Here is a 16950-nt window from a genome sequence, read left to right on the forward strand (position 1 = left end):
CATGAAAGATAATCCGCGCCTTATAAACATACCGCCAAGAGATAGTGATGAATGGAAAAATGAGTATAATGCAAGAACTTCTGTTGAACGCTCAAACAAGCGTGAGAAAATAGACTTCAAGCTAGAAAGCGGCAGGCACCGCTCAACAAAGATGTGGTACTGCCGCCTCTATCACATCCTCATGTTACAACATTTGGATGCATGGGATCTGCCTTACGAATCCGCCCTGAGAAAGTTGGTTTGTAATGTAGCATGATCTCGTAAATATCATACAGCATTCTCAGGCATAGCAACAGTGTTATGTCTATTATTCATGCCCTGTTTTGCATCTTTTTTCATCTTGGGTAATATTCACTTGTCAAAGTTCAATTGCCAGAATTTAGCTGGCATGATCACTCAAGATTCCGAGAGATCATCCAATAATAAGAAATAGACATTTCTTATTAAAAAATGTGCGCAGATTGCGCCATATCTTTTTGCACAACCTGTTTCGTAACAATCGTGATTCCAGCCTGCCCGCCTTCTTCACCCACAATCTGCGCAAAAGGGCATCCATGCCCCTTCTTAGTAATTTATCGACATTTAGTTTTAGATTATTAACCATATTTATGAAAAAAAATTACTAAATTCATTTGTGGAATTTTCACATAAATGATTTCACTTGCGAAATAACAAGGAATTTCTTATTAAGCAAAAAGAAAGCCGCCGGATATGATTCCGGTGACTTTCCTATAAATATCATATTCTATAACTTTCCGTCGGTCCTAGATAACTCTTCGGAAGCTCCATATTAGCCTTATACATCACGAACTTTTCAAAAATAACACCTGCATCGCCTGCATAAACCGTTAATGTGTTCAGGCCTTCTTTTATTTCTACTTCAGCGGTAGCCACGTGCTCATGAGATAACACATGTTTTCCCCACTCAGCGCACTGCCAGTCTGTAAAATAGCCATCTGATACGGCGCTTATGTTATTAACCTCGCCGCTATTTACGGAATAGCCAAAATTCAGACGACCACCTCTGACAATAGGATTCCTCATAGGCAGATAGAAATCAATTTTGTAGGTTCCACTCTCTTTTGCAAAGAAGTTGTAAATGAGTTCAGGACCTTTTCCGGGAATATTGTCTTTATATGCAGGAAAAACCTTAACCGCTGAATTTCCCTTTGTGCCAAGGTTATCAATCACTTTAAAGCCCGCGCCTTCCGAATCCTTTTTCTCGCAGAAATGCTCAGCGCAAATTGAGATGATGCCCTGGCTTTCAACAAACAGGTTCTCTGTTGCAGTCATCTTTTCACCAACGATATCCTTAATATCTCCGATGGCCTCAAATAACAGCTCTGTTGTGGATACTGTGCCATCATCAAAGGTGATTTTCACTCGGGCTGTAGCTTCGGATACGCCATTTATTCGGGTTCTGTCAACCTTGAACTTAAGTGTTTTCCTGCCCTCTCCCGGAGCAGCGTCTAAAATATTCTCACTTATGTTTTCGCTTAGTTGATCCAAGCTCAGGATTTCGACTTTTCCTGTCCTATCCGTGCACTCAAGCCATTCGCAATCGGTTTCCACTTCATATGAAAAACCAATCTCGCCCCTACTGTCGATATCAAGCAGCACAACCTCTGTATCAGGTCTCGTGAATGCATCGCTTCTAAGAGGTGGTGTTCCCTGCCAGTGAGATCCCAGATCAAATCTCCTACTACCTCTGAAGGACACTACTGCTTTTGCCTCATGGAGCGGTGTTACCACCATAGTCACAGGATATGACCAGTTATAGGCATCCCAGCTTCTAAAGCCGATGTGAGCAGAGCTCATCATATGGTTCCATTTACCACCGTTAAATGCATGAAAATCAGCAACATATTTTTTATCATCAGCAATTCTCTTTTGAACTGTCCTTGCAAAATGATTGGCATAAACACAGCCGCGCATAGCAAGCTCTCTGTTCATTCCTGCTTCTACGCTCATAAGAACTACGTTAAGACTTGCTGCGGCAGGATAATAAATCATGCTCCTATAGGCTGTAAGTGCAGCATCAGGCAGCTCTTCATTAAGTCTATTTGCCGTTTTAAGAAGGTCATTTACCTCTTCCCAGACCCTGTCTCCTTCCATGAAGTTAACCGGCTCATATACCAGCTCATTCATTGTCTCAGGAGTTCTCATAGAGTTCCACTTGGTGTACCCTGCAAGGACCTTAAATATATCCTTTTTCTGCGCCGGTGATACAGACTCCCCAAACTGAACATCTATCCATTTATATACAAAATTTTCTATCTTGGAAAAATGCTCGCCATTTTTCTGTGCTTTAAAAGTTTGATGTTGTATTTCTACCACTGAAGATTTCTCATCCTTCGCTTCAGCACATAGATCATCAGAATTAAGCAATGCACTTTCACTCCACGGCTCATAGTCATAAGCCATCTCCATGAAAAAGCTAAGAGGATACTCATTGAGCTTCAAATCACCCACATTCGCGATCCACATTTCACGGACGCCGGCTTCATATGCAAGACTCATCTGCTCCCAGGTCTTGGTAAGCCTGTTGCAGTTCACCCACTCATAGCTCACAGGAGCTCCATGGTAGTCAAAATGATAGTACATGCCAAATCCGCCTGGATGCCCAGCAGTCTCCTTAGTAGGCAGAGCTCTCACATTGCCATGATTGTCATCACTTAAGAGAAAAATAACATCCTTTATTTCATCCCAATCCTTTAAGCCCTCGCAGGATTCATCGCCGAAATAGTAGTCCTCTACTTCTTTATAAATTGCCAGCATTCTCGGAACTTCTTTAAGTTCAGGATTCACCTTATCCTTAATGATCTCATGCTGTGCCGTGATTGCTTTCTTAATAACATTTATATTGTCTTCTAAGGTGGCATCCTCCGGCATCAGCTTTGAGTCAGCCTCTCCACGCATACCAATTGTTATTACATTCTCAAAAGGTCTGTTTCTTGTTACGCCATCCTCCCAGAACTTTCGTATTCCCTCTTCATTTGAAAGGAAGCTCCAGGTATTATCATCACTGTAATTCTTGTACTGCCTTTGCCACTCGACACCTGATCTGCACATGGGCTCATGGTGAGAAAGCCCCATAATAACTCCAAGCTTATCTGCAAGCTCTGCATTAAGAAGCCCCGGCCCATCCTCAGAAAATGAGGAATTCCACATAGCAGGCCACATATAGTTTCCTTTAAGTCTTAGCAAAAGCTCAAATATCTTCTCATATGCCCCGGCATTTACATCTCCATACTTCTCTGTGCACCAGTTACCGAAGGCCGGCCACTCATCATTTATGAAGAATCCACGGTATTTTACAGAGGGTTCCTTTGATACAACGGGCTCATCAAACTCAAAAATGAGCTCACTCTTTTTATCGGGTGCAGCATCACCGAAGAAAACAAGAGGTGATACTCCGCACATCTCAGATAATCTGAACATGCCGTAAATCGTTCCGCGCTTATCACTGCCTGCGATTACAAGTAGTTTCTTCACGCCTTTATGATCCGGAAAAGGATTCTCTACAACTGCTAGCAAATATACTTCTCGCTTGCCTTCAATCTCTGAAAGTGACAGCTTTTTATCTGAAACAAGCCTCTCAAGAATGGCACTCTTGCCAATTGTTGCCATAAGTACTAAATTTTCTGCAGAATTATTCAAATCGCAATTTTCAGCAGCGGCCTTGTTTTTTCCGGATAAATCACCATAGAGTCCCTTTAAATCTTCTATAATTTCAGGCTTTTCTCCTGTCACCAGCTCAACATCCCGTGAGACAGTTGCACCTATCTGTTTTATTCCATCAAAGCTCTCCTTTTCAATCAGAAAGCCCGCCAATCGACCATTTTCATATAAACTAAACTTGCTCATAAAAATTCCTCCGCGATTTTTATTATACTCATAAAAATCACGGAGGCTTCTCTAATATTGCGATTATTTGATTATTCTTCTCAGATGTAGGTAAAATCCACTATAAACTTAACCAGTTATTTTTATAGTGCCGCCCTCACTTCCATCTCCTCAAACTGTCTTGAGAATAATTGATGGTAATAACCACCGATATTTTTCATAAGCTCTTTGTGGGTTCCACGCTCAATGATTTTTCCATCTTTTACAACAAGAATGAAATCTGCATCCACTACTGTCGATAATCTGTGGGCTATCATGAATGAGGTTCTGCCCTTTATAACAACTGATATTGCATCCTGGATAGCTTTCTCGGTCACCGTATCAATTGAAGATGTGGCCTCATCGAGGACCAGTATCCTGGGATCTGCAAGAATGGCCCTTGCAAAAGATAGCAGCTGCTTTTCACCGGTTGAGAGCATGTCTCCGCCTTCTCCGACATCACTATCAAGGCCCTTGTCCATTCTTTCTACGATCGTATCTGCAGAAACCAGTTTCAAGGCCTTCCATATCTCATCATCCGTCGCAGAAGGGTTACCATATTTCAGATTATCCCTGACTGTTCCCGAAAACAAATGAGGTGTCTGGAGAACATATCCAATATTGCTGTGCAGCCAAAGCTGAGATCTTTCCCTTGCATCTTTGCCATCAATTAGGACCTGTCCCATCGTTGGCTCATAGAATCTACAAACCAGATTTACAAGTGTGGATTTACCGGCGCCTGTCTCACCAACTATAGCCACATTGCTGCCCTGCGGAACCTTTAGGTTGAAGTGCTCAAGAACATATTCTGTTCCATCAGGATAGTGGAAGGATACATCCTTAAATTCCACATCACCTACAAGGTCTTCCCAGTTTTCCTTCTTAGGATTGAAGGTATCTCCATATTTCTCAATAACCTCCGGAGAGTCAGCTACATCAGACTCCTGATTAAGAAGCCTGGTAAATCTCTCCACATTTACCTGAACTGCAATAAGCTCGGATAAAGTAACGATGATATTTTGTATAGGCTCAAGTATTCCAAGTGCATAAGAGAGGAAAACTGACAGAGTTCCTATCTCCATAACGCCTTCCATCGTTATCTTTCCACCTCTCCACAGAACAAGCGCAAGAGCACAGGAAGAAAGCATCGTTACCGAAGCTGTAAACATCGCTGAAAAGTGTGTTGCATGAACCGCTGATTTTCTGTACTTTTCAGTATCTTCCATAAAATCTTCTTGAATCTTATCTTCAACAACAAGTGTTTTTATAGCCTTAGCACCTGTTATTCCCTCATTAAAATTACCTGTTATTGTAGAGTTCAGTTCCCTTATTTTTCGGTTCAGAACTATTAGATGCTTCTGGAAATAAATAACAAGCAATATCGCAATAGGAATCAGCGCTATAATATACATTGCGAGTCTAACATTGACTGTCAGCATGACGACAAGCACAAATATGATATAACTTCCGTTCCACACGATATCCATCATTCTCCAGGCACACATCATTCCTATCTTACCTGTATCACTCATAACTCTGGCATGAATATAACCAACGTTATTCTGATTGAAATAGGAAAAAGACAGTTCCTGCAAATGATTAAATGCGGCATTTCGAAGATCCCTATCAACAGACATCTCTATATCGCCACACATAAATGCGCTGGTAAAGTCCATGACAAGTTTCACCAAAAGTGTTACAGCATAAACAAGTGCAAAATAACCTATGCCTTTAACAGTTCCCTTTGCAACAAAATTATTAAGAGCATATCTGTTAAAAAGTGGAATCATGGAGTCAACAAAACTTACCATACTTCCGAGAAATACCATAACTGCCATCTCCGGAAGATATGGTTTTAAAAAAGGCAAAAGTCTTGGGATTCCAAACCATGGAAGTGTGGTGGCGGTATTCTTTTCATCAGTATTATTAGGCAATTCCTTCACCTCCTCCCTGAATCTGTATGTCATAAATCTTACGGTAAAGCCCGTTATTTTTCACAAGCTCATCATGGGTACCTTCTTCCACCAGCTTACCATGACTTAAGACAATTATGTGATCTGCATGCATAAGCGTTGTTATTCTATGCGAGATAATTATGGTGGTAGCCTGCCCTGCATGTTTGTCCAGTGCTGCCCTGATCTTAGCATCTGTCTCGGTATCCACTGCAGAAAGTGAATCATCGAATATCATTATAGGAGGATTTGACACCAACATCTGAGCAATGGCTGTTCTCTGCTTCTGTCCACCCGAAAGTGTTACTCCCCTCTCTCCAACGAAGGTATCATAGCCCTCATCGAAATTCTTAATGGTCTCATCAAGAGAAGCCATCTTAGCAGCTTTCCTGACATCCTCCATCTTGGCCGATTTACTGGTTATTCCGATATTTTCAAAAATGGTTCTTGAAAACAGGAAGGGTTCCTGAAGCACAAAGCCGATATTTTCCCTGAGATAATGCATTTTGATCTTATGAATATCGACTCCGCCTATTGTTATGCTGCCATTACCCTCAGGAAGGTTATAAAGTCTGTCGAGAAGATACATTAGTGTAGATTTACCCGAACCTGTTCCTCCAAGAACTCCGACAGTTTTTCCTGCTTCTACCTTAAAGCTGACATCCCTTAAAATCTCAGCTGTGCCATTTTCATACGCGAAGCTGACATTCTTAAATTCTATGTCCTTATCAAGCGGAGGCTCATATGCATCCTCTTCATCCTGCTCCACCTCGGAATTCATGATGTACCTAAGTCTGTCGATGGAAACTCCCGCCTTACTCATTTCAGAAATTACACGTCCCAAAAGGCGAACAGGCCAGGATATCATTGCATTATATGCAACAAATGCTATAAGCTCTCCTACAGTGATCCTGCCCTGAACACAGAACACTGACCCTGCCACAAGTACAGTCATTCCCTGCATTCCTGATATCATATCGTTTGAAGTCCAGAAGGCAGCCAAAAGCTTCATCAGATGCACCCACATTTTGGTGTATTCCGTATTCTTTTTCTCGAACCTCTCTCTTTCGAATTTCTCACGGCCAAAAGCCCTTACAACTCTTACACCGGTAAGATTCTCCTGTGCAATGGCAGAGAGCTTTCCTTCCTCTACGTCCGCATTCTCAAATGCGCTGCCTATCTTATTGTGGAAAAACAAAGAATACAGCACAATTACCGGAATAAAAGCAGCTGATATCAATGACAGCTTAAGATCAATCTGAATCATGAAGGTCAGTCCGAGACCTATCATTATCACTATCCTGAAAAGAGCTGTCAGCTGCTCTGACAGGAAATTCTTGATGGTGTCAACATCAGATGTACACCTTTGAATGATATCACCTGTATGGTTTTCGCTATGCCATGCAAATGGCAGATGACTGATATGCTCGAACAAGATATCGCGCATTCTGCATATCAGCTTCTCAGCAGCCATTGAATTGAGAATCTTGTTAAGGTAACGGAAAATCGCACAAATAAGCGCAATAAAAACAACAACACATGCTATGGCAGCAATGTGTGCCCTAAGATAATCTCTGCCACCAGTTATGTTCACAATCATCTGCATATAAAATGGCATCGCTGACTGGGAATCGCCAATCAGATAGTCAACGGTATACTGAATAATCTTGGGATTTATCATATCAAGAAAGGCAACCATCATCGAAAAGATGACGCCAAACATGAACAATGCCTTACTTCCCTTAAGAAAAAACAGGACCATCGATATTTTAGTTAAAAATCTCTCGTTATTGTTTTTCATAGTCCTCCGATCTGTCAGGATATACGCGGTCTTATGCAGATTATAACAATGGGAACTGCCGTGCTCCCAACAGCATAAATTGCATCTCCAAGGCTTCTGTATGCGCCCTGGCGTGTATATACTCCGCCTTCTCCCCTGCAATAGTTATTATGTATATAGAAACCATCTGTTTCCTTTGAAATATTTACTGTGTGGAGCTGATCCTTAATATTTTCCACATTCCAGTAAAATGTCGCGATAAAGGTTTGGTATTCCTCACCAATACTATCTATCGCTCCTTTATTTCTTGTTGTTATCTTTTTTACATCATATCCTCTGTTTCTAAAAAACTTAATAGCCGCTGATGGCGAAATTCCAAAGCCACCTTTAAGTGCAATGCCCTTTTGTTCATAATGTCTGATAAGATAAGGCATGCTGACGCTATAGTCCTTAAGATTTCTCAGGGCATTATAGGTTGCGATTATCTCACAGCCGGAATATGACATATCAGATTTCTTATGTGTTCCAAAATGAACAGCCTTCCACTCTTTTTGATTTTCTATATATCCGGCGTCCTTTAAAAGCCGATTCCCATCTTGTGCAAAAAGCCTATTATTTTCCTCAAAATGAGCTTCCCTTACAGCCTTTTTTACAGGTCCCGTCAGAAAAGCAATAACCGAAAAAGCTGCCAATACAACAGCGTTTGGGATATATTTTGGAATAAATTTTTCATAGAATTTATATTTTCCTGACATTTACTTTCACCAATGCATAAAAAATTGCATAAACCACGTTTACTTTTATCGTTTCCTTTGGTTAAATATTTCATGAAGGTGTTATTAATATTAAAATATATATTTAGCAAAAGCTTATGGGGAATCTATGAATATCATATCACTTGCTCCGGGGACAAAACTCTCCGTGAGTGTACTAATCAACAATACTCCTGTGGTTATTAAAACTCGTGCCATAACCGTGCTTAATGGCTCGTTGTTGGTTGAACCTCTTAAATATATGGGTCGGCCAATACCTGCTGCTACTCAGGCAGCAGCTATGGTGAGCTTTGCGAACGGCGAGAAAAAGTGTTTCGTTCTGGAGTCACTGATTCCATACACTAGTTGGAATGATACATATTATCTGCTAAAAGGAACTGAGCTTATTACAGATGAAAAAAACCAGCGAAAGGCCGAACGATTTGTCATCAATTCGCTATGTAAAGCTGTCATAAATCGTGTGACTCCAACAAGCGCCATAATATATGATATCTCAGTCAGAGGTTTATCCTTAATACTGGGTAAATCAGCCACTGCTAAAGTAGGAGACAATATGACTCTTGCATTTAAGCCCGCAGGCCAGGCCAGAACCTTTGAAGTTAATCTGACTGTTGTAAGGAATTTCAAAGTAGGTTCTTATGAAGCTGTAGGATGTAAAATGCTTGGAATTGATAGCCATTTTATGAATTATATTCTCTCTGTAAAAAAGCAGAAGGAAGAACATCGAAAAGCAAAAGCCATGCCTCGAGTCACCGTTAACAATGACTCTCCGAAAGAGATTGAAAAAGAAAATGTAGCAAAAAATAAAAGAGCTTCATTACTTTTTAAATAGCTAAAAAATCCTAATAAAAAGGAGTTGCCTTATTTTAAGTCAACTCCTTATTTTTATCATCAGTCTCAACCTGCTGCAGCTACCATCTCGTCCATTACTTCTGAATTGTCTATATTCTCATTTGTAATAAGCTCATCCGTCTTACGCGGAGCACGAACTCCGAAGCTTCCCTCGTATCGCTGTTCCTTAAGAATCTTGCGGATAGCTTGAAGATCCTTACTCATGTCCTCTCGTCTCTTGCATACTACAGTCGGAACACTTCCATTCCCCATCTCAACCATGTAACCGGCCTCAGAAAGAACTCTCTGGATTTTCAACTTATCTGTGGTACGAATCTCTGCAGGTATTTTTTCTTCTCTCCCCACTACAAACCTCCTATCGAATCAAAAATTAGCAGAATTTGTGTTTAAATGCTTTCCTACCACAAAATATAGCACATTCGATAATCGTTTGCAAGAATTGGTATTACTTTAACAAAGTGAAGTTCGCACAGATTCTGGCTCTAAGAGAAAAAAGCTACGTCAATCCGATAATTTTTATTTCTGGTTAAGAGACAAAAAATATTAGTTTATAAACTTAATATTTTTACTTTATGAACCGTCCATATTTTAGCAACATATTTATCCTAAGATATACTCATCAGAGATGAAGAACATCTTCTGAACCCCAAAAAACTTTTTTCATACAACATGGCCATGCGACTCCCCATCGCATGGCCACCTCCCATTAATGGGGATTTTTATTCTGTTTCCGCATCTGCTTTCTTATTTCTTGTATATACCTTAATAAAAAAGTCCTTGTCATCCTGCCTTATCATCAAATCACCGGTACTATCCTGTAAATAACAATGTCCGCTGGCTGTATTGTGGGTATGGATTGCACCGAGGTTATGCTGCCATTCGTCCTTATGAGGATGTGTCGTATAATCCAAAGCCTTTTCATAGACCAGGCGCTGCTTCTTCCCCGGTGTGATCGTGATGAGATACCTTTTTCCCTTCTCCAGTGCAATGCTCTTTTTCAAAGGAAACGTATGATATCCTCCGGTAACAGATTTACAATCCATTGTTATTATTGATTCGTCGGAGTCCGGAAGATTGTAATACTCACCCGCTTCATCACTCTCACTTCCGCCAAGCTTATAGACACTGACCTTATCATTATTTAACGTATTCATGGAAAAATATCCGATTGCAGAGAGTACTTCATCCTCTTCAGGTGAAAACAGCATACCATAAGAAGCGTTATTTTTATCATACATGTATACTACATTTCTCTGATCCACTATCGGATCCTTTATATGTGTCAAAAATGCCGCGTACTGATAATTCTTGTCATACCAATTGTTATCTCCCGGCATCGCACAGTCATATGCTGCCACAATATTATTGCAGAGGATGCTATCTTCGTAAGAAAGATAAAAATATCCTGATGCTCCGTATTTCTCACCCCAACTGTTTTTACAGATAAATGCTCCATCCGTTTCGGGTCTTGTGATAAAATTCTCCGCAGGATACTCGTCATTCCAGCCCACTATCAGTATCTCATGATCGGCATAATTTTCTTCACCGTATGGTTTGTAGTCATAGAGAGCTACTTTCTTCCCCGTCCAGAATGAATCATCAGAGTTTATACTTGCAGTGACAGATCCATGCTTCATTATCAGGCTCTTAATGATGTTCCTGTTCTTTTCAGTCGCAAGAACTTCCAAAACATTCTGTACATGACAAAACGCGTTGTCATAGGCGCCTGATGGCTTATCAGAATTTTGTGTGTAAATATCATTCTGTCCTTTAAGCACATGAATTGAATTATTGTCCTCGTCTACGACAGGTCCCTTCCAGGACGTAAGAATGCTAAGGCAGTAATCGGTCACACCTCCGACTGAAAGGTAGCTGGTATCATAATCGCTAAGAAAACCGTCATCCTCAAGGAATTCAAATTCGCGGTAATCGTCATCTATCCCTCCTAAGACAGATCCGGTAGCCTTATGCATGTTGTAATATGCTCCATGCTTCTCAGAAAGGTTTAATGAATCCGGCGAAAGCTCTTCATGATGTATTAGAAGATCACTCTCAACTGCACCCAGCGCTGCATAATTCCAACATAGCGCTGTAAACCCCTGATTCCTCACAGGCGTTATATAATCCTTGTTATCTACCTGATCTGAAGAGTAAAAAACAGGAAGATCTTCATCGCAGGATACAGATTCAAAATCAACCTCTGTTCCACTTGAAGCTTCGAGTAAATCCTCACTGGTATCATCAATAACAATTGCTTCATTGACTTCGATTTTCTTAATATCTATTGGTATTATTTTAATTGGCGCCTTACCTTCGATAGCATTTTCATCCTCATCAGAGTCAACCTCTGAGTCTTCATCTTCTGCGGAATCATATCGGCCACTATTTTCATTAGCTATCTCATTTTCAATTTCAGTTTCTATGTAGCCTTGCAGCTCCTCATCCGTCAAATCAGCTGATGAGTTTTCTTCACTATCAGAAGGCATAGATTTAACACCTTCAGCCTCTAAAGCAGAAGATGTTTCCTCATTCGGTATCTCTTCAAAGAGCTCTGATCCGTCTTCAGACTCAGCATCGTAAGCTCCTGACGAGCATGCCGCCAATGTAAACAATATCGCCATCGTACCCCCTATAGCAGTGGCGGATATTTTGTTTTTCCTCATTCTCTACCCCTGATAAGATTTAACGCGTCACGCAGAATATCCACGTGATCAAACGCAAGCTCCTTTGAATTAATAGTTATATCACCGCAGGTGAGCTGTACTCCCTCGTCTGTCTCTTCTATTTTGTACCATCCGGTAGCAGCCGCATCATCACCTGCTATTGGCTTAACCTTATTCTCATCTACCTCTGCAAGGAATGCACAAGAAACTGTCCAATCTCTTGGATCCCTTCCGGGTTTACTGAATACTCCAACGAGCCTAAGGTCAGAGGCTGCCATTTTTATGGACGTCTCTTCCTCAAGTTCTCTTGATGCCGTTTCCTCAATACTCTCTCCCGCCTGGGCAAAGCCTCCGGGAAGAGCCCACTTTCCAAGGTCCGGGTGGTTTCCACGTCTTATAAGTAACAGTTTTCTATTATTTATATCGTTTGTTATTATGCAAATATCCGCTGTAAGTGAAGGCTTTTTCCACTTATCAGGATTATAATTTTTCAAATATTCTTCCTCGGTTAAACCGTTTTTATCTCTAACCACATCGCTCATTTCTTCCACCTCTGTAAACATTATTTATGTAGTAAAATACCTGTTTCTGTACCATTTATCAGCAACAAATCTATAGACAGGCCTTTTAATTATTAAATATAACAGATGACATATAAAGCATACGAAAAAGATTCCGATAACACTGCCTATTATATGATGCACAAGTAAAACAGCATCGCCTGAGGCAACTCCCCTGATATTTAAGAGCCCAATAAGCCTCTGATGCAGGATATAAATTGTAAAAGTGCTTCCTGATACTGCATTTATTACTTTGCTGTTCTTTATATCGATTTTCCTGAACATCATAAATAACAGTGCCGCCTGAGAAATAACAAGCGGATTGTTATAATTCCATGCGATAGTATCATAAACGTTCATCCCGGCTCTAAGTCCGTCAGCATAGCTCCAGGATATTGTCACACCGACACTGAGGATATATGAGAGAAAGAGTGTTCCAACGTCAGGCACCTTTTTTTCATCCATGCTTCTGATACCTGCTCCTATAAGATACACAAGTACAAAGTTAACGATTGTATATCCTGCCTGACCGCCTTCAATACCAATTGTACTGCTGCCCGCAAGCTGCCTGCCTGACCAGTATTTAAGAATATCTATCGCTGTGGGATAAATCGAAAAAAGAACAAATGATATTCCGATTAATAGCTTTCTTCCGGATGAATTAAGTGCATCCCATGCAAGATTTATAAACGGTGAAATGAAATACAGAGCAATAAAGACATATACAAACCAATTGCCCGAGAAAAGATATTCAAATGCATCATCAATAGTAGGATTCTGATGCAGGATCAGCTTTTGAACCAATAATGTTGCAGCTGCAAACACAACAACCTGCATTAACAGGCTGATTGGCTTAAGTCCGTCTCTTTTATTGTATTTAGACATGAAATAACCTGTGATAAGAACAAACACATTGACCGCACAAATACTCACGGTTTCCAGAAGAACAAGAATGAACTGATTAACTCCTCCGTTAGCAACAGAAGCAAATCCGCCATTGGCGGTACTGTTGTAATGCAGCATTATTACGCCGCAGGCAGATAAAATTCTAAGCAGTTCTATATTTGAATCCCTAAGTGGTCTCTGACTCATATAAACCCCAAATCCCCCAACGCTTACCTGTCTCTTTATCAACAAATAAGCGTCATATTTTATACTTTAAACTGCCTCTAGTATATCATAATTGGGATTGGTGTTGTGATTTTTGTGGATCATGCCTCCGCATTATCCTCTTTCTCGGCTTTATCCTTTTTGGAACCAATAAAGCCTCCGATTGCAGCTCCGATTATATCTCCTGCACTTCCTCCAAGACACATTGCTGTACCGGTGCGCCAGATAGCAAATCCAAGAATTATCCCGATGACAATTCCTATGCACATTCCAATGCTCATTCCCTTGGATAAATTGGTATCATTTTGTTTGATGCCATTATCCTTCATATTCTTTGCCTGTGCTCCTCCGAACAACGCGTACACAGGTCCCAGTACTGCAATAAGACATATAAAAAATATTGCCTTGTTTCCCATATATTTTTCCTCCAATCAAAATTTTTTCCCTCAGTACGATAGTATATGTTATCTTCTTATTTTTTTAAAGAATAACCTTTTCACCCTGAACCGCTCTTCCGCCGAGGTTCTTGAATTCATCAGTCTGAAAATAGAGGTTTCCCTCTGAAATAAGCTGTTTATTGTATAAAAGAGGATTACTTAACAGTAGTTTTTCTGTCAAATAACCCTCTTTCTACAAAACAGTGACATCTTAACACAAAATACACGGTTTTTATCTACTTAACTGACATTATTCCACGTAGTCAAACACCTCATCACTGTCTAACTCAAGTACATCTCCCTCTTTTACCGTAAATAAATAATCACCGGAATCATCCCAAATTATGCCCGCTGCCTCGTCCATATCTGAAGCTTCAGCCCATAATTTTTGTCCCGGTAAGAGACAGAAACTGTCTCCTGTTTCCTTATCCAGTACAGTAACAATGATCCCATAATCTCCGGGTTCCACTGTAGCAGCCACAAGACCGGTTTCTCTCTCAGGATAGGTATCGTACTCTTTATTGCCATCAACTTTTACTATTGTTACAGAAGTATCATATTTGTCTGCAATTCTCTCAACCGGGAATAAAGTCTTGATGATTGCATATCCTTTAGGCGGTACCTTAGGAAGTGAACGATCACTTAGTCCGGTAGCAGCTATAGCATCATTTAACACTCCAAGATATTTATCATATTTAAGAATCTTCATCATCCAGGGAAGTATCTTAATAATCTGCTCATAATCTGTTCCCGGAGCCATTGCAATATCTACAAGTGCCCAATAGTAGAACTGATCCTCACGAGACATTCCTGCCTTATCAAGCTTATATGAGATAATATTTAACAAAGATGAATTAGTATGAACACCACCATTGTCATTATCTTCTGTGCTCTCAGCAGCCCATGGCAGGTAATACTCATCCCAGACAAATTCAGGCTGCTCATGCTTTCTGGGATTTCCCATATCCCTAAAGGGTGTATCCATTCTATCACCCATTGTAAAAGGTATGTCTTTTTCATCTATCATAATAGCTAAAAGATTGCCAAGGATATCGCTCATAGCTTCATTAATCGCTCCATTATCATTAAAATAGATGGATGTTCCCAAAGCATTTGACGTATAACAATGAGTAAATTCATGCGCTATAATATCCGTTGACTCTCCGAACGGATTGGCTGTATCGATCTCAAAAATCTGAAATCCCTGCCATTTTCCTGAATAACAGGCATTAACCATAGGATTTCCATCATCATCGAGCGCATCAACCAAAACCAGCATTGGTGTCCCTTTCCCATCAGGTCCTATCCAATCGATGCTTTCATAAAAGTCATATATTTTCACAAAATTATTGTATGTAATAACAGCTGCATCATCCCACTTGCCATTCTCCATGGTCACGGGAGTAAGGGTATCATTATTCTGAAAATCATTCCAGTCAGCACATATTATCTTTCTCTTTACATCGCCAAGAATCTGATCTCCTGTTTCCGAATCTATCATTATAGGGATATCTACGTTCATTTTGTTGCCGTTATGGTCAAAGACACTCCCCTTCCAATTCCCTTCTTCCATACCGGTAAATGTAAAAACTGCTGTAGAGCCTGAGCGCGCATCATTAGTTCCCATAGCCGTAACAGGCATGGAATACATATAATCTCCATCTTCACTGATATAATGGGCAAGATAAGGAGCATGTTCATCATCATCATCGTTGTTAGTATAAACTACCCAGGCATAATACAAGGAGGTACTTCCATCCCATAGGGGAAGAAGGGCCTTCTCTGTCGTTCCATGGATAATTTCAAGATCACTCCCCTTAATCTCTTCCTCCAGAACAGCCTCCGCATCATCAGCATCAATTTCCCACTCTTCCATAGGCGTTGCATTGATTCCGGGAATAAGAGTACTCACAAGTCCTAAGGCTTTACCGTTATTATCAACAGCAATCTTAACGAAAGCACCGGTCACCGCAACGTTGGTAACAATCTGTCGGAAACTGTAAAAAGTAATATCATCCTCAGCAGTCTGAGTGTCTGCATAATCAAGCCGGATATTTTTATCCCCACTGATTCTGTCCATAACACTATAGATTGCTTTAGCAGCGTCTTCTTTATTTTTTATTACGCCATCATAAAAAGGCTCATCGATAAATCCCCGCTCAAATCCATCACAGGCAAAGGCTGCTTCCATAATACTATCTATGTCGCTTTCCTCTTCCGTTTCACTTTGAGCAGATACCTTCATCGCCGTTTTTGATAATCCCGGAAAGTTCAGTCCGCTTACTGCAATTGTGGAAATAAGGCTTGTAACAATAATTATTCTCGCAAACTTATGCATAATAAAAATACCTCATAAAAAGTTTGAGTTTACAAGCTAATTATCCACTATAAAAATTATCAAGTAATTAAACACAAATGAATTTATTATTAAACAGAAGAAAAAGTCTCACGGAACTCTCAACTCATTCTTTAGTTTTTTAAATGACGACGCATATAAAAATAGCAGCCAAAACACAATTACAGAAGAAGTCTGGAAATAATAAACGCTATGACTCTTTTCATCAATAAAAGCCACTTAAAAATCGGTGATCATCACGATCACCGATTTTTATGGTTGCTCATTCGATTCTGATTGTCTTGTCAAGGCCGGTTGTGCTTAAAATGCTCATGATTCTTGGGGATACATTCTTTATGACGAGCGCCCCATTCACCTTTTTAGATGCAATGATCAGTGCACGAAGACCCATGGATGACATATATTCAAGCTCGGAGAAATCAAATACCAGGCTCTCGACATGATCATCCATCCGTTCCAGCTCTTCAAGCAGGGTCGGAGCAGCCTGCGTGTCCAGCCTTCCTTCCACCTTAAAGGTCTCTTCAGTTCCGTTCAAGCTTTTTGTAATGACCATATAATTCTCCTTCACATCTCTATGATTTC

At 40.4% G+C, this 16950-nt stretch carries 13 protein-coding genes and 1 pseudogene; 2 read left to right on the top strand and 12 right to left on the bottom strand.

All coding sequences use genetic code 11. The features are described 5' to 3' along the window. Nucleotides 1-256, top strand: a pseudogene (locus tag G586_RS26795) (hypothetical protein); the annotation flags it as partial. A gap of 482 nt (nt 257-738) precedes the next feature. Here the strand turns inward: G586_RS26795 and G586_RS22700 are convergent. The 4 genes from G586_RS22700 to G586_RS0111180 form a co-directional block, all read right to left on the bottom strand. Continuing rightward, nucleotides 739-3867, bottom strand: coding sequence for a glycosyl hydrolase 115 family protein (locus G586_RS22700; RefSeq protein WP_051204736.1), 3129 nt, complete (start codon nt 3865-3867; stop codon nt 739-741). Nucleotides 3868-3989: 122 nt separating this feature from the next. After that, nucleotides 3990-5819: an ABC transporter ATP-binding protein gene (locus tag G586_RS22705; RefSeq protein WP_035773085.1), complete on the bottom strand. Its 1830-nt coding sequence runs from the start codon at nt 5817-5819 to the stop codon at nt 3990-3992. After that, a complete protein-coding gene (locus G586_RS0111175) occupies nt 5812-7638 on the bottom strand; it encodes an ABC transporter ATP-binding protein (RefSeq protein WP_026527823.1) in 1827 nt (608 codons plus the stop codon). The genes G586_RS22705 and G586_RS0111175 overlap by 8 nt, the downstream gene beginning before the upstream one ends. A gap of 14 nt (nt 7639-7652) precedes the next feature. Beyond that, nucleotides 7653-8372: a hypothetical protein gene (locus G586_RS0111180; RefSeq protein WP_026527824.1), complete on the bottom strand. Its 720-nt coding sequence runs from the start codon at nt 8370-8372 to the stop codon at nt 7653-7655. A gap of 127 nt (nt 8373-8499) precedes the next feature. Here G586_RS0111180 and G586_RS0111185 point away from each other — a divergent pair, with 127 nt between their 5' ends. Next, a complete protein-coding gene (locus G586_RS0111185) occupies nt 8500-9222 on the top strand; it encodes a PilZ domain-containing protein (RefSeq protein ID WP_026527825.1) in 723 nt (240 codons plus the stop codon). A 65-nt stretch (nt 9223-9287) separates the two neighbouring features. Here G586_RS0111185 and G586_RS0111190 read toward each other — a convergent pair whose 3' ends face one another. The 8 genes from G586_RS0111190 to G586_RS0111225 form a co-directional block, all read right to left on the bottom strand. Further along, nucleotides 9288-9587 (bottom strand): hypothetical protein, encoded by a 300-nt coding sequence (locus tag G586_RS0111190; protein ID WP_026527826.1) that lies wholly within the window; start codon nt 9585-9587, stop codon nt 9288-9290. Nucleotides 9588-9961: 374 nt separating this feature from the next. Then, complete coding sequence (locus G586_RS0111195; RefSeq protein ID WP_026527827.1) at nt 9962-11863, bottom strand: C1 family peptidase; 1902 nt, start codon at nt 11861-11863, stop codon at nt 9962-9964. A 38-nt stretch (nt 11864-11901) separates the two neighbouring features. Next, nucleotides 11902-12447 (bottom strand): NUDIX domain-containing protein, encoded by a 546-nt coding sequence (locus tag G586_RS0111200; RefSeq protein WP_196811589.1) that lies wholly within the window; start codon nt 12445-12447, stop codon nt 11902-11904. A 24-nt stretch (nt 12448-12471) separates the two neighbouring features. Then, entirely contained in the window at nt 12472-13557 is a 1086-nt protein-coding gene (locus G586_RS0111205; protein WP_026527829.1) for an acyltransferase, read from the bottom strand. A 119-nt stretch (nt 13558-13676) separates the two neighbouring features. Further along, nucleotides 13677-13991 (bottom strand): hypothetical protein, encoded by a 315-nt coding sequence (locus tag G586_RS0111210; RefSeq protein WP_026527830.1) that lies wholly within the window; start codon nt 13989-13991, stop codon nt 13677-13679. Nucleotides 13992-14055: 64 nt separating this feature from the next. Beyond that, nucleotides 14056-14193: a hypothetical protein gene (locus G586_RS26125; protein ID WP_155834113.1), complete on the bottom strand. Its 138-nt coding sequence runs from the start codon at nt 14191-14193 to the stop codon at nt 14056-14058. 69 nt (nt 14194-14262) lie between these two features. After that, the gene (locus tag G586_RS0111220) at nt 14263-16350 is read right to left on the bottom strand and encodes a M4 family metallopeptidase (protein WP_026527831.1); all 2088 of its coding nucleotides are present in this window, start codon (nt 16348-16350) and stop codon (nt 14263-14265) included. A 280-nt stretch (nt 16351-16630) separates the two neighbouring features. Continuing rightward, on the bottom strand, nt 16631-16921 hold the full coding sequence (locus G586_RS0111225; protein WP_026527832.1) for an STAS domain-containing protein: 291 nt from the start codon (nt 16919-16921) through the stop codon (nt 16631-16633). Between the last annotated feature and the right edge of the window lie 29 nt (nt 16922-16950).

Source organism: Butyrivibrio sp. VCD2006, assembly GCF_000423925.1.
GTDB lineage: Bacteria > Bacillota > Clostridia > Lachnospirales > Lachnospiraceae > Butyrivibrio.